The 19,955-nt window shown below is 47.2% G+C and carries 15 protein-coding genes and 1 riboswitch; all 15 genes read left to right on the top strand.

Features of this window, described 5'->3' with window-relative positions; all coding sequences use genetic code 11:
• Nucleotides 1-130: 130 nt before the first annotated feature.
• Nucleotides 131-439, top strand: a complete 309-nt coding sequence (locus OKX56_RS09540; RefSeq protein ID WP_176714375.1) for an MOSC domain-containing protein — start codon at nucleotides 131-133, stop codon at nucleotides 437-439.
• A 268-nt stretch (nucleotides 440-707) separates the two neighbouring features.
• Nucleotides 708-1,685 (top strand): ABC transporter substrate-binding protein, encoded by a 978-nt coding sequence (locus tag OKX56_RS09535; protein ID WP_287896269.1) that lies wholly within the window; start codon nucleotides 708-710, stop codon nucleotides 1,683-1,685.
• A gap of 91 nt (nucleotides 1,686-1,776) precedes the next feature.
• Nucleotides 1,777-2,880: an adenosylcobinamide amidohydrolase gene (locus tag OKX56_RS09530; protein ID WP_025205024.1), complete on the top strand. Its 1,104-nt coding sequence runs from the start codon at nucleotides 1,777-1,779 to the stop codon at nucleotides 2,878-2,880.
• Between the two features lie 60 nt (nucleotides 2,881-2,940).
• The gene (locus tag OKX56_RS09525) at nucleotides 2,941-3,969 is read left to right on the top strand and encodes a FecCD family ABC transporter permease (RefSeq protein ID WP_025205033.1); all 1,029 of its coding nucleotides are present in this window, start codon (nucleotides 2,941-2,943) and stop codon (nucleotides 3,967-3,969) included.
• Nucleotides 3,966-5,180: an ABC transporter ATP-binding protein gene (locus tag OKX56_RS09520; protein WP_051408083.1), complete on the top strand. Its 1,215-nt coding sequence runs from the start codon at nucleotides 3,966-3,968 to the stop codon at nucleotides 5,178-5,180. The genes OKX56_RS09525 and OKX56_RS09520 overlap by 4 nt, the downstream gene beginning before the upstream one ends.
• Nucleotides 5,181-5,189: 9 nt before the next feature.
• Nucleotides 5,190-6,311 carry an adenosylcobinamide amidohydrolase gene (locus OKX56_RS09515; protein WP_025205036.1) on the top strand — a complete coding sequence of 374 codons (1,122 nt, stop codon included), beginning with the start codon at nucleotides 5,190-5,192 and terminating at the stop codon, nucleotides 6,309-6,311.
• 68 nt (nucleotides 6,312-6,379) lie between these two features.
• The gene (locus OKX56_RS09510; protein ID WP_025205038.1) at nucleotides 6,380-7,594 is read left to right on the top strand and encodes an ABC transporter substrate-binding protein; all 1,215 of its coding nucleotides are present in this window, start codon (nucleotides 6,380-6,382) and stop codon (nucleotides 7,592-7,594) included.
• Nucleotides 7,595-7,606: 12 nt separating this feature from the next.
• On the top strand, nucleotides 7,607-11,395 hold the full coding sequence (cobN, locus tag OKX56_RS09505; protein WP_287896264.1) for a cobaltochelatase subunit CobN: 3,789 nt from the start codon (nucleotides 7,607-7,609) through the stop codon (nucleotides 11,393-11,395).
• Nucleotides 11,396-11,559: 164 nt separating this feature from the next.
• Nucleotides 11,560-13,533, top strand: coding sequence for a VWA domain-containing protein (locus tag OKX56_RS09500; protein ID WP_287896262.1), 1,974 nt, complete (start codon nucleotides 11,560-11,562; stop codon nucleotides 13,531-13,533).
• A gap of 25 nt (nucleotides 13,534-13,558) precedes the next feature.
• A complete protein-coding gene (locus OKX56_RS09495) occupies nucleotides 13,559-14,605 on the top strand; it encodes a magnesium chelatase ATPase subunit I (protein WP_025205045.1) in 1,047 nt (348 codons plus the stop codon).
• Between the two features lie 50 nt (nucleotides 14,606-14,655).
• Complete coding sequence (locus OKX56_RS09490) at nucleotides 14,656-15,699, top strand: radical SAM/SPASM domain-containing protein (RefSeq protein WP_025205047.1); 1,044 nt, start codon at nucleotides 14,656-14,658, stop codon at nucleotides 15,697-15,699.
• Nucleotides 15,700-15,755: 56 nt separating this feature from the next.
• On the top strand, nucleotides 15,756-16,595 hold the full coding sequence (locus OKX56_RS09485; RefSeq protein WP_025205049.1) for an ABC transporter ATP-binding protein: 840 nt from the start codon (nucleotides 15,756-15,758) through the stop codon (nucleotides 16,593-16,595).
• Nucleotides 16,595-17,329 (top strand): ABC transporter permease, encoded by a 735-nt coding sequence (locus OKX56_RS09480; protein ID WP_025205051.1) that lies wholly within the window; start codon nucleotides 16,595-16,597, stop codon nucleotides 17,327-17,329. The genes OKX56_RS09485 and OKX56_RS09480 overlap by 1 nt, the downstream gene beginning before the upstream one ends.
• 224 nt (nucleotides 17,330-17,553) lie before the next feature.
• Nucleotides 17,554-17,643: riboswitch (cyclic di-GMP riboswitch) on the top strand.
• A gap of 950 nt (nucleotides 17,644-18,593) precedes the next feature.
• A complete protein-coding gene (locus tag OKX56_RS09475) occupies nucleotides 18,594-18,839 on the top strand; it encodes a helix-turn-helix domain-containing protein (RefSeq protein WP_025205056.1) in 246 nt (81 codons plus the stop codon).
• A complete protein-coding gene (locus OKX56_RS09470; RefSeq protein ID WP_025205058.1) occupies nucleotides 18,817-19,902 on the top strand; it encodes a tyrosine-type recombinase/integrase in 1,086 nt (361 codons plus the stop codon). The genes OKX56_RS09475 and OKX56_RS09470 overlap by 23 nt, the downstream gene beginning before the upstream one ends.
• The last annotated feature ends 53 nt before the right edge of the window (nucleotides 19,903-19,955 follow it).

The raw sequence follows: 19,955 nt of genomic DNA, 5'->3' as shown, positions 1-19,955 counted from the left end.
GTAAAGAAATTGATTGAAGTACTGGGGTAAAAGACCTTTGTATTTTTATATTTGTAGTACAACAAGAGCAATTATTGGTAAATCAATTTTATAACTGTAAATTAAGGATGAGTTTTTACACGGTCTGCCCATGGCGGTGATTGGGACCGGCAAGTCAGTATTTTCCCTGGAAGCTTTGACCAAGGTGTCGGAGGAGAAGCAAAAAGAAGTCTTAGAGGATGGATATACGGAAAATGTTACAATTGCGGATGTTCCTTTAGAGAAACTGCTCGTTGGACGGATCGTTCGCCTTGGCGAGGCGGAAGTGAAAATCTTGTATGTTGGGAAGGAACAATACAAAGAGCATGGAAGGCCATATATAGTTAGTCGGGAAGGGCGTTTTGGCCGTGTTGTAAAAGAAGGGCGTATCCGGGTTGGGGATTCAGTAGAATTGCTTTGATACAAATTTAAATAAATCTACCGTATTTTTTAAGGATTAAAAAATGTTATCACGCCAAAGATAGTCAAAACTATTAGAGCAAACAGATTGGTAAGAGGTTGGGATTGTATTTGAGGGGCAATATTCAATAAGGGCATAAACAACCCCATAGAAGCAAACCCAACTGCGTTCGCTACGATGACACCTTTTAAACGGCAAAATTCTTGCCGGTCACTTTCATGACGATAACTACTAATATTACTGTGCCAATGGCAACAATATCAAGCTGTTGACGGATGCGGAAAACAATCAGTTCCTGCTGGTGCCGGAAGGAGTGAAGACACCTAAAATACCGGAGGCCGCAGGGGCGACGGTTATCAATACACCGCTGAAAAAGGTAGTTTACTGTTCGACCACACAGGTAGGCTTGCTTCAGGCAATATTCTCAGACAAGGACTGGGACAGTATTGCCGCCGTCACTACAGATACAGCAGAATGGTATGTTGATGAAGTGAAAACGCGCATGGAGAATGGAACGATTCAATATGTCGGCACAGGGGGCATGGCAGATCCGGATTTTGAAAAGATCCAAGCACTGAACCCCGATATGGTCTTTGTCTATACCGGAGATTACGGACTGCAGAAAACGCTCGCCAAAATGAAGGAACTTCATATCCCCTGCGTGGTCGTCAATGATTATACGGAACCTACGGATATGGGACGTCTGGAATGGCTGAAATTTTTAGGCGCGTTCTACAACAAGGACCAGAAAGCCGCCGGCTTTATTGAAGAGAAAGCGGCGATGCTGCAGGAAATCACAGCTGCCGTTAAAGATAAGCCGAGTCCAAAAGTTGTCTATGGCATGGTCTACGATGGCAAGGTGTATATTACCGACGGCGGATCCTATGTGGCAAAACAAATAAAGGAAGCCGGGGGAGATTATGTATTTGCGAATGTTAACCCGGATAAAACCGGCAGTTCCCAAATTTCCATGGAAGAATTCTATGAGAAAGGCAAGGATGCGGACGTATTTATTTATTCCTCAATGGTTGCCTATATGCCCTCCGTCGAGAGCCTGCTAAAGGCCGAACCGTTATTAAAAGATTTTAAAGCTGTCAAGAACGGAAAAGTGTATTGCTTCGCTCCTTGGTACTACATGTCGATTAACAAAACGATTGAAGGCGTGAAAGATATGGCCTCGCTCTTCCATGAAGGACTTTACCCGGAATGGAAACTTGTCATGTTCCAACAGCTGCCGGGAAAATAGAACATGGAACAAAAGCGTGTCAAACCAACCTTGTTTTGACTGCAAGACTTGTTTGAGCGGTGCAATCATAACATGTACAGCGGAGGAAAAAATGAAAATTCATACTTTATCGACTGGGGATGAAGTCCACAGGTATCAAAAGAGCATCATCATTCCGTTCCAAGAGGACCGCAAGGTGCTAAGCACCTCCGTTCTAAACGGAGGATACAGCGAAAAGCTCAAAGCGGCCTTCAACCACGATTCCAATCCGGGAGAAGGGATGACCTGCTCGCTTAGGACAGATTCCTACCTGAACGACCTGAAGCTGCTTGCCGCAGAGATCGGCCTCGATCCGGAAACGGTGACGGGCATTTCCACCGCCGCGTCGATGGATAATGTTTCGATCAAAACGGTTTCTTATGATAATCTCACGGTGACCGCCATTGTCACCGGAGGAGTGGAAGTCAACGGCGGGAGGGTCGGAGACCCGGCATCTTACCATGAAGCTCAGGGCAAAACCGTCATGACAAAGGAAGGAACCATCAATATTATCCTGAATATCGATGCGGATTTACTCCCAGGTACGTTGACCCGCGCTTTGGTAACCTGCACGGAGGCCAAAACGGCCGCCTTGCAGGAGCTGATGGCGGGAAGCAATTACTCCCGGGGGTTAGCGACAGGTTCAGGAACAGACGGTACGATTATCATTGCCAACAGCCAATCCGATTTAAAACTGACCTATGCGGGCAAACACAGCAAGCTGGGTGAACTGATCGGCTTAGCGGTGAAGCCGGCCGTCAAAGAGGCGCTGTTTTTGCAGACCGGTTTATGTCCAAAAAGCCAGCACAGTATGCTGCGACGCTTGAAACGCTTTGGCATCACGGAAGATAGTATCTGGAACAAGCATTGTGACTTGGGAGAAAAAGCATTGGTCAAACCCTTATTTATTCAGCAACTGGAAATCCTGGACAGAGAAGAGGAACTTGTCGCCCTGACCTCGCTGTATGTCCACCTGATGGACCAAGCGGATTGGGAGCTGATCTCTCCCGGGCGTGCAGCACAGGAAGGCAAGGCTATTGCCGACAGAATAAGACAAAAGTACGGGCTCGACGTTGAATATACTTATTGCTGGCAATCCGCTGAGGAGACAATAACCGGAATGCTGGAAAATTTCGCGGATCTGACGGCAAGAATCACCACAGTATGCTCGGATTAATGGTACTTACCGGGATCAATGTACATGTTTCCGGCAAGCACAATAAGTAGGGGAGAAAAAATGGATCAACAAAGACTGAAATTGAAAATGCATGTGTTTTTTATTATTATACTGGCGCTGCTGGCAACAATGGTGTTTCTATTGAATATTTCAGCCGGTTCTGTAAACATCAGCCTGGAACATATTATCAAAATATTGACGGGACATGAAACCGGGAATGACACCTATGCATCGATTGTCATGAACATCCGTCTGCCAAGGGCGTTGGCAACGCTAGTCGGTGGCGCTTGCCTCGCGGTGGCAGGACTTTTGCTGCAAATCTTCTTCAGGAACCCGATCGTAGAACCCTACGTGCTTGGCATCTCATCGGGCGCCAGTCTGTTTGTGGGCCTCGTGGTCTTAGGGGGATATACTTTCGGCATGACGCATATGACGCCGATGTTTCTGTTCGGCGGCGCGTTTCTCGGTGCGATGGTCGTCATGCTGGTTGTGGTATTAGCCGCCAAAAAAGTCAGGAATATCACCACACTGTTAATTATCGGGTTAATGGCGGGATTTATCTGCAGTGCAATGACCAGTATGCTGACAGCGTTTGCCGATAAAGAAAAAATTCATGCGTTTATGATGTGGACGCTGGGGAGCTTTTCCGGTTTTTCCTGGACGCAGGTGGAGTGTCTGTATCTGATCGGTGTTCCGTTCCTGCTGATGTCCTTATTGATTTGCAAACCGCTGAACGCGATGCTTTTCGGAGAAAAATACGCCTTATCGATGGGGTTGAACATCAAACGGTTCCGGATGCTGGTTATCCTGATTTCCAGCGTACTGACCGCGGTAATCACGGCGTTTGCCGGCCCGGTTTCCTTTGTGGGTCTGGCGGTCCCCCATATGGTGAGAATTTCTTTTGGTACTTCCGACAACCGTGTTTTGCTTCCGGGTGTTATCCTGGCAGGCGCGTTAATGACCGGAATTTGTGATTTGGGAGCGCGGATGCTGATGGCACCGACAGAATTGCCGCTGAGCGCGATTACTTCGTTGATTGGCGCGCCGATTGTTGTCTATCTGCTGCTTAGAAAGGGGAGTGAACTGTGAATAATGTGATTCTTGCTGAGAAAATGGATGTCGGATATGAAAAAACGGTGGTGGTGGAAAATGTCGACCTCCGGGGCATCAAGGGACAGCTAATTTGCCTGCTTGGTCCCAACGGAGCCGGAAAATCCACCATCCTGAGAACGCTGTCCGGGCTTCTTGCGCCTGTCAGCGGGACAGTGTATATCAACGGCAGTGATTTAAAAAGCATTAAAAAACCAGAATTGGCGAAAAAGTTAGCTGTAGTCTTGACAGAACAGGTATCGTTAGGTCTGCTTACCGTTTTTGAAATTGCAGCTATGGGACGCTTTCCGCATACCAACCTGATCGGCAAATTGTCGGACGAGGACAAAGGAATTATTCAGGAAGCCCTGCAGGCGGTAAATGCCGTCCATTTGAGGGACAGATATTACGCTGAACTCAGTGACGGTGAAAAACAAAAAGTGATGATTGCCCGCGCCTTGATCCAGCAGCCGGAGCTGATTGTTCTCGACGAACCAACAAGCCACCTGGATGTCAAACATAAAGTTGAAGTCATCAGTATCCTGCGCAGGTTATGCCTGGAAAAAGGCATAACGGTCGTGCTCTCGCTCCATGACATTGATCTGGCCATTAAAGGCTGTGAAACCATCCTGCTGATCCAGGACGGAAAAATTGCAGCCCAGGGTACGCCTGAGGAAATCATCAAGGCCGGAACGATTCAATCGTTGTATGAGATTGAAGGGGCGCAATACAATGAATTGCTGGGAAGCCTGGAATTTTTCAGCCGTCAGTATCCCGAGATTTTTATTGCAGGGGGGAATGGAACGGGCGCAGGCGTGTATCGTGCGCTTTCCCGGGCCGGATACGGAATGTGCTGCGGGGTGCTGCACAGCAATGATATTGATATCCATATCGGTAAGGCCTTAGGTTGTGAAATTATTGAGGAAGAGGCTTTTAACGCCATCCATGAAGATAAATATCATCAGGCCAGGGAGATTATGAAAACCGTGGATTATATGATTGATACAGGTTTTCCGGTAGGAAGCATCAATCAGCGCAATATGGACCTGGTGATTGAAGCGGTGAAAATGGGGAAAACCGTATTCTCCTTGTTCCCGAAAGAACATGCATTCAAGCGTTACGGGGAGTGGACGGATAAAATCCGCTATTGCTCGAAAGCGGCGGAAGTTACCAAATGCATTGAAGACAAAAAAACAATGGAAAGGGTGTGAGGCATTATTATGATCATTGCCCGACTTGCTACGGGAGATCAAGTTTACAAGTATAACCGCTGCCTGGTGGTACCTTTCTTAGGAAAGCGCAAGGTCATGAGCACCTCCATGCATAACGGAGGCTACCGTGAAGATTTAACGGCGGTGTATAACCAGGATGTCAACCCGGGTTCCGGCCGGGAATGTGAACATTGCAAACCGGGACAGGAAGAAAAAATCAAGCGGTTTATGATCGACGATCTGGGACTGGATTACGACACAGTGGCCTATATGGCGACCATTGTCTCCATGGACAGCGCTGCCGTCAAAACGGAAACCTATGATGAGCTGACCGTTACCGCCATTGCTACAGCCAGTCTGGAAGTCAACGGCGGACGGGTGGGAGAGAAAGCCACAAGCTATGAAAAACGTGGGAAAAGCGTTAGTCTCAAGCCGGGAACCATTAATATCATGGTTTTTGTCAACGCCGATATGACACCCGGATGCCTGGCACGCAGCATTGTCACAGCTACAGAAGCTAAAACCGCCGTCCTGCAGGAACTGCTGGCCGGAAGTTTGTATTCATCCGGAATTGCCACCGGATCAGGAACAGACAATGTGATGATTATTGCCAATGCGGAATCGGATAATACCTTGACCTATGCCGGGAAGCACGGCAAACTGGGGGAATTGATCGGCCGGATGGTTATGGATGCAGTCAGGGAATCGCTGGGGAAACATATGGGCCTTACCAGAGAGAGCCAGCACAGTATGCTGGCCAGACTGAAACGGTACGGCATCACTGAAAAAAGCTTCGGCGACAAGTGCCGCGAGGTCTGTTCCGGAGTGAGCCTGGCCGATGCAATCGGCCGTATCCATGTGCTGGATTCACAGGATGAAATCGTTTCCTTAACGTCACTTTATGTCCATTTGCTGGATCAATTGTCTTGGGGATTGCTTTCAGTAAAGGAAGTTGAGTTTTCCGGAAAAATTATCTTGCAGAATCTCGCCGAACACCGGAAGACGACAGCGGAATGGACCGCCTGTGCCAATGCGGATCAAAAAGAATGGGTGCAAGCGATGCTGGATTCATTTGTTACGACAGTCTGCCGGGGAACAGCAGCGGCAATTCAAACGAATCAAGAAGATTAATGAGGGTTGACCGTAGGGCTTTCAGACGAAATGTATTTCATATTTAAGTTATAAGGAGAAAAATAATAATGAAAAGAAAATCTCAATTGCAATGTTTTTTAATTTTAACAATGGTACTAACTTTGCTGGTGATGCCCCTGGGGTGTGCCAAAGAGACTGCGCAAATGGATTCCGGTATAGCCGCCGCCATCGGCAGTGTTAAAGATGTGAAAGCCATGTATCCTGCCGGGAGCAGCATGAATTTGAAATTTGCCAAAAACTTCAGCATTGCGTACCTGGAAGACGGCATGAAACTTGTTACCGACGGCCAGAAGAGACAAATGCTTCTCCTGCAGGAAGGACAGCAGGCGCCTGCGGAATACAAAGAATTACCAACAGTCACCCTGCCTTTAAGTCAGGCGATCTACTCCAGTTCGACACAGGTCGGTTATCTGCGGGCGTTTGATAACGATATGCTGTTTGACAGTATCGTCGGCGTTCGGATGAAAGCGGAAGACTGGGACTTTGATGCGATGAAGAACCGTATGCTGAGCGGGCAAATCAAGGATATCGGCGATAATACCACGACAAGTACCAGCTATAACCATGAAATTATTCAATCCTTAAATCCAAAACTTGTTTTTACGAGCCAGGGAATGGGGACAGAGCAGCAGAAACTGATGGAAATGCTGAATCAGGCAGGGATTCCTTATTTGTTCGACGGGTCGAGTACGGAGCTTGATTATCGGGGAACGATGGAATGGCTGAAATTCTATGCGGCCTTTTACAATCTGGAAAAAGAAGCAGACATTTACTTTGATCAGGCGATCGCCCGGATTGACGAAATGAAAGAAAAGGTCAAGGACGCTCCGAAACCGAAGGTCGGCTGGGGAATCATCAGTATGGGCAAAGTCTATGTGGAAAACGGCGGCTCCAAAAGTGCGCAAATGGTCAGAGACGCAGGCGCTGAATATATTTTTAACGATATTGGCGCCGGTCAGGACGGTGTGACGAGCATCAGCGTTGAGGAGCTTTACAACCGTCTGGCGGAAGCGGATATTTTCCTCAACAGAGGGATGCCGAAATATGGGCCGGATATAAAATCCATCACGGATCAGGCCCCGGTCTTGGCTGAGCTGCCTTGTTTCAAAGATAAAAAAGTCTGGCAGATTACGGATAGTTACTGGAGTACGTACCATAATATCGACCAAAAATATATTGAACTGGCGGCGATCTTTCATCCTGATCTTTATCCGGATTATCAGTTTAAAAACTTCATCCTGATGCCGGATGTTGCGGAGTAAGGGAGGAGAGTCATGGTCAATATTGTTGTGATTCTGACACCGATGGAGCCTTTTTTGACATTCAGGGAAGCACAAGCGGAACTGGACAGCCAATATCCGGGACAATTTCAGATCCATTTATTTAATACAACGGAACTCGACAATGACAAGGAGCAGGCTGCGGCCTGCCTCGAGGCCAGTCGCAACGCGGATTTTGTCCTGATAAAAATTCACGGGTCATTATCTTTTTTCAAAAGTTTTCTCAATCTCTTCACCTGTCTGAAGCAAAAACAACGTCTTTTTGTTTATACCACGATTGAAGAAGAGAATGCGGAAGTTTTTCCGGATTGCAGCATCCTTCCGGAGGATTTTAAGACGATCAATAAATACTATCAATCCGGCGGGCTTAAGAATACGGTCAATTTAATCAAATGGCTGGGCAATCAGTACGCCGGAGCAGGTGTTCCTGTGGAAGCGCCTGTTTGCCCGAAATGGAGCGGGATCTATGATCCGGATGAGAATACGGAAGACGAAGACGCATACCTGACACAGGTGAAAAACAGCGGGCTGCCGGTCATCGGCATCATTATCAATGTCCTGCTGGTTCAAAAGAATAATCTGGTCCATGTCGATGCCTTAATCCGGGAAATAAGAAAACAAGGCGCGCATCCTTTGTGTGTTTATTCGGATATGCTTCCGGACCAAGACCTGGGCTGTGAGGGAATCAGAGCCGCTCTGGAGCGCTGCATGATGTCTGAGGGAAAACCTTTGGTGGATTCGATCATTAACACCACCGCCTTCAGTCTGACCATCCTGGCTGATCCGGGTGACGGGTCCAAGCCGAGGGAAAGCAGTATTTTTGAACTTTTGCAGGTTCCGGTTTTTCAAGCCATGACCACATTGCAGTCTTTTGAGGAATGGAACCATTCGGTCAAAGGGCTGGACGGCCTGTCATTGAGCTGGAGCGTTTTCCAGCCGGAATTTGACGGACAGGTCATCACGTTCCCGTTCGCGACGACGGAAACAGTCGAAACGGCGTTGGGGCCAAAAAGAGAGGCGCAGCCGATTGCCGAGCGGGTGGAAAGTATTACAACCCTGGCAATCAACTGGGCCAAACTGCGATACAAGGATAACACAGAGAAAAAAGTCGCAATCATCCTGCATAATAATCCGCCCCGCAATGACAACATCGGCGGCGCTGCCGGGCTTGATACCCTGGTATCGCTGCAGCGGATGATCGGACGGCTGGAAGAATGCGGCATTAAGACGGATTACCATTTTGCCGACGGCAAAGAAATCATTGACCGGATCACCGCGGGACTGACCAACGACGGCCGGTGGTCCTCCCCGGAAACCATGCTGGAAAAGAGTATCGACACCGTCAGAAAAGAGCAGTACGGACGATGGTATGATGAATTTATTCCCCGGGTGAAAGAGAATCTGGTCAAATACTGGGGCGAACCGGTAGGCGATTTCATGGCGGTCGACGAACAATTGCTGGTTCCGGGCATTCTAAACGGCAATATTTTTATCGGGCTGCAGCCGCCGCGGGCGTTTGAGGAAAAAGCGGAAGAGATGTACCACAGTACGGATATTCCGTGCCCGCATCAGTATATCGGCGTTTACAACTGGGTGGAAAAGGTGTTTCAAGCTGATGTCATTATACACGTGGGTACCCATGGCACCATTGAATGGCTGCCCGGCAAGGAAGTCGGGCTGTCCAAAGATTGCTACAGCGATATTTGCATCGGCACGGTTCCGCATTTGTATGCCTACATCATCAATGCTCCCGGTGAGGGAACGCAGGCGAAAAGAAGGACCTACGCAACCATCCTGGATCACATGGTTCCTTCAATGATGGAAAGCGGCGTTTACGATGAACTAGCCGAGGTCGACGAGCTGATGAAGCAATATTACCATATCCAAAGCGCCGATCCGAAGAAACTGCCGGTCATTCAAAAGCAGATACGGGAGCTGGCGGTCAAGATCAATCTAAACAATGATATCGGTCTCACCCCGGAGATGCTGGAAGAAGATATCGACGGCTGCATAAAGCAGATGCATTCCTGGGTCAGCAAGGTGCAGGCCTGTGATATTTATGACGGGTTTCATATTTTTGGCATGGTCCCGGAAGAGGACCGGTTTCGGAATATGCTGAAGATGTTGGTAAGAAACAGAAACGGGAACACACCGTCACTTCGGGAAGGCGTATGCGATCTTCTGGGTCTTGATTTTGAAATGCTGCTGGCAGTGCCGGAGACACCGACAGCAGACGGAAAATCCTATGGGATTTTGCTGGCTGAAGCAGATGAAATGGGAAGAGAAATCTTTCTGGAATTGGAAAAACATCATTATGAGCTTCAGGCAGTGGAGGGAATGATTGAACAGTTTAAGGCGAAGTGCGTTAGCTGTTCAGAAAGCACGGACAGTTTCCGTAAGATGAACAGTACGGATAGGCTCAGACAATGCCTGAACTTTGTCTGTTCCTTCATTAAGCCGCGGGTGATGCGGATTACAGATGAACTGGACCGCTTTATCGGCGGTGTCAACGGGAAATTTGTACCTCCCGGCCCTTCAGGAGCGCCGACCAGAGGGAATGCTCGAATACTCCCGACAGGCCGCAATTTTTATTCCGTTGATCCGGGAGCTATGCCCTCGCGGTCATCCTGGGAGATTGGCCAGACCTTAGCGGACCAGCTGTTGGAACGGTATCTCCGGGATGAGGGAAAATACCCGGAAAGTACTTCAATTTTAGTCTATGCCACCGAAGCCATGCGGACGTACGGGGACGATATTGCGGAAACCTACGATTTGCTGGGGGTACGGCCTGTCTGGCTGGGCAATACGGACCGGGTCATCGGGATTGAAGCCATTCCCCTGGAAGAACTGGGACGGCCGCGCATCGATGTGACGTTAAGAATTACCGGATTGTTCAGGGACGCTTTCCCCAACTTGATCGAACGGGTGGAGGATGCGGTGAATTTAGTCGCATCCCTGGATGAACCGGAAGAGCAGAATTACATTAAAAAACATGTCAAGGAAGAAGTAGCCGAACTGGTCGCCCAAGGCATCGAGATGGAACAGGCTTATGAATATTCGCTGATCAGAGTCTTCGGAGATGCTCCGGGCGCTTATGGCGCCGGGACCAAAAATGTGGTGGAAAGCAAAAAATGGAATGACGTCACCGATCTGGGCAAAGTTTATACCACCTGGGGCTGTCATGCTTACGGCAAGAAACTGCACGGGGAAAAACTGCCGGAAGTGTTTGCCTTGCGGATGAAAAAAGTCAATGTTGCGGTGAAAAACGAGTCTACCCGGGAGTTTGACATGCTGGACAGCGATGACTTTTACAATTATTTTGGCGGCATGGTGGCGGCGATTACCACCCACAGCGGTTCCCAAAAACCGGCCTATGTCCCGAGCACATCCGATACCGATCATATAGAGACGCTGTCATTGCATGAAGAAGCGTCACGGGTCATGCGGGCCCGGGTCAATAATCCCAAGTGGATCGAAGGATTGAAAAAGCATGGCTACCGGGGGGCGAAACAAATCTCGGCCATGGTCGATATTACCTTTGGCTGGGATGCGACGACCAATGTAATTGATGACTGGATGTACGACTGTATTGCCCAGCGTTATGCGTTTGACCGGGAAACGGCGGACTGGATGCGGGAAGTCAATCCCTGGGCCCTGCATAATGTGGCCGAGCGTTTGCTGGAAGCCAATCAGCGCGGCATGTGGCATGCGCCGGAAGAAAGTGTGGAGAAACTGAAAAAGATCTATCTGGAAATGGAAGGCAGCTTGGAGGAACTGGGATAGAATTTTTCGGGCCTGTCTGCATGCCACAATTCCGCTTTCGGCCGTTGTGTCTTCCATGACACAAAAGGCCGCGCTTCGCTTCCTTGCTTCGCTGACGCCGGAACTGTGACATGCAGACTGATCAAAAGTTGGTTAAGTAAGTTCAGTAGAAGGAGATGGAATAATTGGCTCACATTTATCCTTTTGCGGCAGTTGTCGGCCAGGATGCCGTGAAGAAGGCGTTGATTTGGAATATGGTCAATCCCAGCATTGGCGGCGTGCTGATCAGCGGTGAGAAAGGGACGGCCAAATCCACGCTTGTCAGGGGAATCAGCTGCATTGCGCCGGATGTCCGGCTGGTGGAATTGCCGCTGAATGTGACTGAAGACAGGCTGTGCGGCAACATCAACTTTGAACATGCCGTGAAATACGGGGAAAAACGTTTTGAAGCCGGTATTTTGCAGCACGCCCACGGCAATATTCTTTATGTGGATGAAGTTAATCTTTTAAGCGATCCTATCGTGAAAACGCTGCTGGAGTCGGCATCATCCGGGATGAATATCGTCGAAAGGGAAGGAATCTCGTACCGGCACCCCTCACGGTTTATTCTGGTTGGCAGTATGAATCCTGAAGAAGGGGGCCTGCGTCCTCAATTTTTAGACCGTTTCGGCCTGTATGTCGAAGTCAGCGGGGAGCAGGATACCCGGATCAGGGCGGAAATCATCCGGCGGCGGGTGGAATATGAAAAAGACCCGGCGGCATTTTGCGAAAAGTGGCAGGAAGAAAGTGAACAGCTGCGTATTGACATCCGGCGGGCAAAAGCAGCGATCAACCGGATTGAAGTAACAGCAAATGCCATACAATTGGCTGCTGCTATTGCCAGGGAAGGTAATTGCGCCGGTCACCGGGCGGAATTGGTGATTGTGGAAACGGCCAAGGCAATTGCAGCCATGGATTCCCGCATTGCCCTAAATATCTCAGACATCAAAGAAGCAGCGCAATATGCCCTGCCTCACCGGACAAGAGAAAAGCAGGAACAGCCGCCGTACTCTCAGCCGGAGCAGGAAGAACAGGAACAAGAGCAGGAACAGGAAGATCAGGAACAGACCCAGGAAGAAAACGAAAATCAGGAACAGGATCAAAATCCGGATCAAAGTCAGGACCCGGCGGATTCCAATGAGGCGCAGCAGGAAAAACAGGATCAAAACGACAACGACCGACCGGATGAAGGATCGGAGGACTCTCCGTCTTCCGAGCAGCAAAACCAAGATGACAGGGAACCAAATGAGGATCAGGAAGGCGCCGAAGGACCGTCTGAAACCTTGGATATTCCGGAAGAATCCTTTATTGTTTCCAGATGGCTCTCCGATGCCGGCATTCGTACCATCCAAAAGGGAAGCGGCAAGCGGAGTCTGGTCAAAACATCATCAAAGCAGGGAAGGTATGTGCGCTATCGTTATCCGGGCAGAGACGAAAGCTATGATCTCGCTTTCGACGCCACGCTGCGGGCGGCAGCTCCATACCAGGTTTTCAGAGAAAAAAACGGCAGAGCGGTGGCTGTCGAAAAAACGGATATCCGGGTGAAGGTTCGCGAGAAGCGGACAGGAAATACCATTATCTTTGTCGTGGATGCCAGCGGTTCCATGGGGGCGAACAAAAGAATGGCAGCGGTAAAGGGGGCAATCCTCTCTCTGCTCAATGACGCGTATCAGAAAAGAGACAAAGTCGGGATGATTGCGTTCAAAAACCGCTCGGCAGAGCTTCTTCTGGGAATCACCCGAAGTGTGGAATTGGCGGAGAAAAGGATGGCTGCGCTTCCTACCGGCGGCCGAACACCGTTGGCCGCAGGGCTCAACCTGGCCTACGAAATTGTTAAAGCGGCGAAAATAAAAGACAAAGATACGCTTCCGGTCATCGTTCTGGTCTCAGACGGCAGGGCGACTTACTGTGAAAGCGGATTGGATGCTTTTGAGGAAGCCGTTGCCGCAGCCCAAAGGATTGGAGCGGAGAAAATCAAATCTGTCGTCATTGACACCGATCAGAGCTTTATTAAATTGAACCTGACGGAGAGGATTGCCAAGAGCATGAATGCGGACAGCTTTGTTATTGAAGACCTCCGGGCGCAAAATCTTGTCGCGGCAGTATCATTATCGATCTAGGGATTGAAGCAAAGGAGAATAACGAATGAATAATGAGATTAAAAAGTACCCGTTTACAGCAATTGTCGGCCAGGAAAAGATGAAATTGGCATTAATTCTGAATGTGATTAATCCGTTTTTAGGCGGGGTCTTAATTCGCGGCGAAAAAGGAACAGCCAAATCAACGGCTGTTCGGGCGCTGGCTGATATGCTGCCGGAACGTTCGCAGGCGGAAGGATGCCAATTTTCCTGCGACCCGCTGCAGTCGGATAAAGTTTGTAGTGAATGTGCGGAAAAGATGAAGAATGATCAACCGATCAAGAGTATCACGACAAAAATGAAAGTCATTGATCTGCCCGTCAGCGCCACGGAAGACCGGGTCGTCGGAACACTTGATATTGAGCATGCCATCAAAAAAGGAGAAAAGAAATTTGAACCGGGTATTCTGGCCCAAGCCAACCGGAATATCCTTTACGTTGACGAAGTCAATTTATTGGATGACCATGTGGTGGATATCCTGCTTGATTCGGCAGCAATGGGGATCAATACCATCGAAAGAGAAGGCATCTCCTTTTCTCATCCGGCAAGATTTACTTTGGTTGGAACCATGAATCCGGAAGAAGGGGATTTGAGACCCCAGCTTTTGGATCGCTTTGGACTCGTTGTCGATGTTGCAGGGGAAAATGACACCGCCCAAAGAGTGGAGGTCATAAAGAGAAGGCTGGCTTACGAAAAAGACCCGGAAGCCTTTTGCCGCTCGTTTGATCACGAACAGTCGGCGTTGGCGGAAAAAATTCAAAAGGCAACCGCACTGCTTCCCCGGGTAAACTTTGAGGATGAACTTTTAGAAATGGCTGCGAAAATATCCATAGCACTCGGCGTTGACGGGCACCGGGCAGATATTGTCATGATCAAGGCTTCTATGACGATTGCTGCTTTTTATGGCAAAGATAAGGTGACCAAAGAAGAATTAAAAGAGGCGGCTGCCTATGTTTTGCCGCATAGAATGCGGCGGAAGCCTTTTGATGATTCGCAGATGAGTATCGATACAATAGAAGAGATCATTAATAAAATCATGGAACCGTGCGTTTAGAAAGCAAAAAAATATAACATACCGGAAAATAGAAGGACGAATAAATCTTAATGAGTAATGAACAAGGTAAGTTAGCAATGAAGAAAGAAAGAACCCTGATTGTATTATGGACCACAAGCAAATGCAACCTGCAGTGCAAATACTGTTATGCCTCGGCTGCCGGGGAGCAAAAAAACATGGATTCGGATACGGCGGTAAAAATCTTGGATTATTTTGCGGATCAGCCCGTGAAGCTTCAGTTAACAGGCGGAGAGCCCTTGCTCAATTATGACCTGGTTTGTACAATATATGACTATATTGTCCAGCGCGGCTATGACGTCTCGCTGCAGCTGCAGACAAATGGAACCATCATCAATCAGGAAATCGCTAACGGCATTAAAAAAATGAAAATGGCTGTCGGCGTGAGCCTGGACGGTCCTCCGGCGGTGAATGAAAGTATCAGAGGCGGAACGCAGCAGACCGTTCAGGGCATTCAGCATTTAGCCAAAGCAGGGGTCATGCTTAATTTGAACAGCGTGGTGACAGCGCAGAATGTCGATAAGCTGCCGGAACTTGCAGATTTTGCGCTGTATCTTGGCAATGTGGCCGGTATTGGCTTTGATCTGCTGAGAAACGCAGGACGGGCCAAAGAAAACAGCGGGGCGGTGGGCAGGCCTACAGGCGAACAATTGAACACCGCGTTAAGACGCCTTTTTGAAAAATCGGAGTCAATTTATCAACAGTTCGGCAGAAAGATTATGATCCGCGAGGTCGAAGAAGCGAAGAAGCGCCTGTCCTCTCCGGCTGGCACTCAGGAATATTGCTATGCTTCCTGTGGACGCTCTTATGTTTTCTTACCCAATGGCGACTGCTATCCCTGCGGCTCGCTGATCGACAATCCCGACTTTTATATGGGCAATATCGGGAATCCGCCACTGAAACCGATTGCCATAGTCAAGCAAAGAGCGGGCCGGTGTGAGGCGTGCTGTTATCACCCCTTCTGTCCGGGAGGCTGTCCCTCCAGACTGATCGTCAATGCGGATGAGGCAGAGGATACATTAGACTGTGTTTTAAAAAAATCGGCTTTTGATATTGCCTCCGGTTTATTGAAATAAAATATTAGGTATTTCGGAAGCAATCGTTATGAAAATAAATTGAGAGGAGCATACCCATGTTACGTCTTATCAACTTGACTAAAAAATATGGAAACCTGACAGCGGTTAACGGGCTGAACCTGGATATTGAAGACGGGGAATTCTTTGGACTGCTGGGGCCGAATGGAGCAGGAAAGACCACGACGGTCAGAATGATCAGCACTCTGACGCCTAAAACTTCCGGTGACATTGTCATTAACAACGAAAGCATGGACCGGAACCTGGTTGCAGTTAAGATCAAAATCGGCGTTGTCCCCCAGCATAATAATCTGGAGAATGAGATGACCGCCTGGGAAAATCTTGAGGCTCACGGGATGCTTTATAACATGTCTAAGGCCTTAAGGAAAGAACGAATTGATGAACTGCTGGAATTCACGGAACTGACAAAACGGAAAAACGACCTGGTGGGCAAATATTCCGGCGGCATGAAAAGAAAACTGATGATTGCCAGGGCGTTGATGCACAATCCGGAGATTTTGCTTCTGGATGAGCCTACCGTCGGACTGGATGCCTCGGCCAGGAGGAAAATGTGGGACCTGTTAAAAAGCCTGAAAAGCAGAGGGCTGACCGTGCTCTTAACAACGCACTACATTGAAGAAGCTGAGGTGCTGTGCGACCGGGTAGGACTCATTAATGGCGGGGCCCTGGTGGAATTGGATTCACCCCAAAAATTGATTGAAAAAGTTGGTAAATTTGCCGTTGAAAATTTTGTTAATGGTAAGACCAAAGAAGAATTTTTTGAAACAAGGGAAGAGGCTGTCGCCTATGCAGCGGCTTTAGAGGGAAGCGTCAATATCCGGCCGTCCAATCTGGAGGATGTTTTCCTGAAATTAACCAATAGAAGGGTGGAATCCTGATGGCTGCCTTATACGGAATATTGTGGCAGGAGTTTGTTTTATTTAAAAGAAAGTTTTGGAGCACAACGATCGGCGCCATGGTTTCACCGACACTGTATCTGATCGCTTTCGGCTGGGGATTAGGCAGCGGGATGCAGGTAGAGGGGCGCTCCTATATGGAGTTTGTGATTCCGGGGATTATCGCCATGAGTACGATGTTGGTAAGCTTCAGCAACGCCGCCAACTCCATTAATATCGCCAGAATGTATTACAAAACGTTTGAGGAATTTATGGTCGCGCCCGTGAATATGACGGTATTTGCGCTGGGCAAAATTATTGCCGGAGCGTTATACGGCATGTACTCCGCACTTTTGATTATCATTTTGGTATCCGTTTTTGCAGGAGGACTTCCTTTGTCGCCTTATTTTATCCTCATAACACTGCTGAACTGTTTTGTTTTCTCTGCCGGCGGCTTTCTGGCAGGTTTAATGATCAACTCACACGGTGGGATGGCCAAGTTTTCCAACTTCGTGATTACCCCGATGTCATTTCTCTGTGGGACGTTTTTTTCTATTGAGAAGATGCCCCTGGTATTGAAGTATTTCATCCAGGTGCTGCCGCTTACGCATACCAGCATAGGTCTAAGGAGCACAGGAGAAGGGATCGCAGCGATGGCCCTGCATTTCGGTGTATTGGCAGGCTATTTCATTGTGCTTTTTATTGTTGGGGCGTGTTATTGTAAAAAAGTAGAATGAAAAAGTCAGAAGAAAACGATTCGATGATAACGAATATCTTGCCTATTGGTTATAAGTCTCGTTTTTCAGCGTTTAAAAATCGTGGTAAAACATCTTACAAATACCTTTATTTCATCTTCAGTCAGTTGCCGGACATAATGTTCGGACAGTATCCGGAATTTCTTGAAGATTATCTTTCGTGGAGCCTCGAGGTTCAAGAAGCCTGTAAAAGAGCAAAAAATTAGTTGCGTTAAAGGCAAACTCATCAAAAGATGGGGACGCAAAGCCGCAGGGGCTAAGGTACTTACTCGTACTATGGTAGCCTGGCTGCCGTAGAGACTTTGTCTAACCTGCCTTTAACGGCAGTTTTTTTTATGCATTGTAAGGAATCAATTTACTATTATTACAATATTAGAAAATATCGACATATTTCGATCAATTTATCAATGCTCACGAAGCTATTATCTTTACTTTTTTTTGTAAGTAAGTTGATGACAGATAAAAAATGGATTTATGTTAAAGGAGCTAAAACAGTATATGTACAGGATTAAATTTAACTTTTATCTTTATAGGATAAATTACGGAATCTAACTGCTGTACAATAAAATACAATATAACCTGGAAAACCGCAGTTTGCAAAAATTAGGCTGCGGTTTTCTTATTGACAAAAACAACGCTTTTTCGACTTTAAATAAATTAAAACAATCTCTTTATGATCTGATGATATTGAAGAATAAAGGGATAGCGAACAAACTGGTTTTTGCTGTTTTCTTTGAATATTTCCCAGTATGCCGTTCTCCGCCTCTGTTTTGGTTGTTCTACCCCCTTGAGGTCTTTGAAAATTGAATATGTGTTTTATCCGGTACGTTCCCCATATGTCCTGTAAAAGGAAAGCCAGATTGCAGGTACGCAAAGATCACCTGTCCGGTAATTCTTGAGGATTGCAATAAGAGGATCAATAATGCTTAATCGGGTTGATGAAGGTAAGGTTGAAGCGATCAATACCCATGCAATAAATAAATGTTGGTAGCATTTATGGCCATGACACATATGGCGGGATAATGATACTTGCGTGCAGTCGAGGTTAAGTCCCAGAGTGCGCCCCGGTCGTTGACGGGGAGGTGAATTTCCTATGAGACGGTTAACCGCCGTCTGCCGGATAAGATCGTGATTGAAAAACCAAAACAGAGGTGCAGTTATAGGGGCACGCTTATTTTTTACGTATTAATCTATCACAAAGGTGTGCCCCTGTAATTGCAAATATATAAATAGGAAGGAATTATAAATGGACGAGAAATTTTATACGGTACCTGAAGTTGCTGAACTTCTAAAGGTAAGCAAAAATTACATATATGAATTGATTAATCGAAAGCAAATTAATTATTTACGTTTGTCGGAAAGAAGAATAAGGATTCCTGCCAGTGCTTTGGAGAATTGCAAACTACAAGATTTGGACACTCTTGGTTATAATCAGATTGTCCAATCCCCAAAGGCGGGGAGGCCAAGAAATGTCTGTAAGAGAGCGCGGTGAGAGTTGTTGGCAGATCCAAATTTATTTAGGGAGAAAGGAGGACGGCGCAGAAGATTATCATTATGAAACATATCATGGAAATGAGACTCAAGCGAACAGATATCATGATAAATTGAAAAAGCAAATAAAAAAACAATTAAAGTCTGCTTCAGGAAAATTGCTGTCTGTTGAAGATCTAATTGACAAGTGGGCCAATATATTAGGAAAAGAAATTGAGGATACAACCAAAGATACTTACAAGCGGCAAGCGAATGCAGTAAAGCCGCTTGTTGAAGGGCAGATGCTCTATGAATTGAATGTAGAAATAATCGAAGAAAGATTAAAGACTCTTGACGGGAAAATTGACGCCGGCATCCTAAAGGTCAGAACAGTGAGGAATTACTATTCGATATTAAAAAGAATTCTTGCTTGGGGAGCTTCGAGGGATTTGGTTCAGCCGGATTTAATGAAAGATATAAAACCCCCGAAGGTCTCCAGGATCAAAAGAGATGTTTATTCTCAAAGCAACTTAAATATTTTCATCGATACTGCTAAAGAATATAAACACTATTTGCCCCTTAGAATCCTAGGAGTAGGCGGCTTACGCGTCGGGGAAGTAATCGGCGGCAAGTGGAAGAATTTAGACCTGACTCATGAGAACGGGAAAATGAAAATCGTAGAAGCCATGAATTCCAGAACGAGAAAAGATAATAAAGAGACAAAGACCTTGAATAGTGAACGAACGATTATCTTCGATGTGGAAACAACAAAAGAATTGGTAATTCATAAAGAATCTATGCAAAAGCTGAATAAAGCGAACGACAACGATTTCATTTTCCTAAGTGAAGACGGCAACCCGTTACGGTATCAAGTTTTATTCAGAGCGAAAGAACGTGTCCTTAAAAAAGCCGGACTGCATCATATCCGGATTCATGACCTGAGACATGGGGTGGGGTCGATCTTGTTAGACAAAGGTTATTCACTAACAACCGTGGCAGAATTTTTAGGACAAACCCCGGCGACGACAGCCGCGGTTTATGGCCATTCCTTACGACTAGGTAACTGTGAAGACGTATTGCGGTGAATTACCAAAATCCAGTCAAAAAACCCAGTCAATTCATGCAAATTGAATAATAC

Source organism: Dehalobacter sp. (assembly GCF_030063005.1).
In the GTDB taxonomy this organism is placed as follows: Bacteria; Bacillota; Desulfitobacteriia; order Desulfitobacteriales; family Syntrophobotulaceae; genus Dehalobacter; species Dehalobacter restrictus.
Note: the sequence above shows the minus strand (reverse complement) of the source record. Positions and strands in the feature narration are given on the sequence as shown.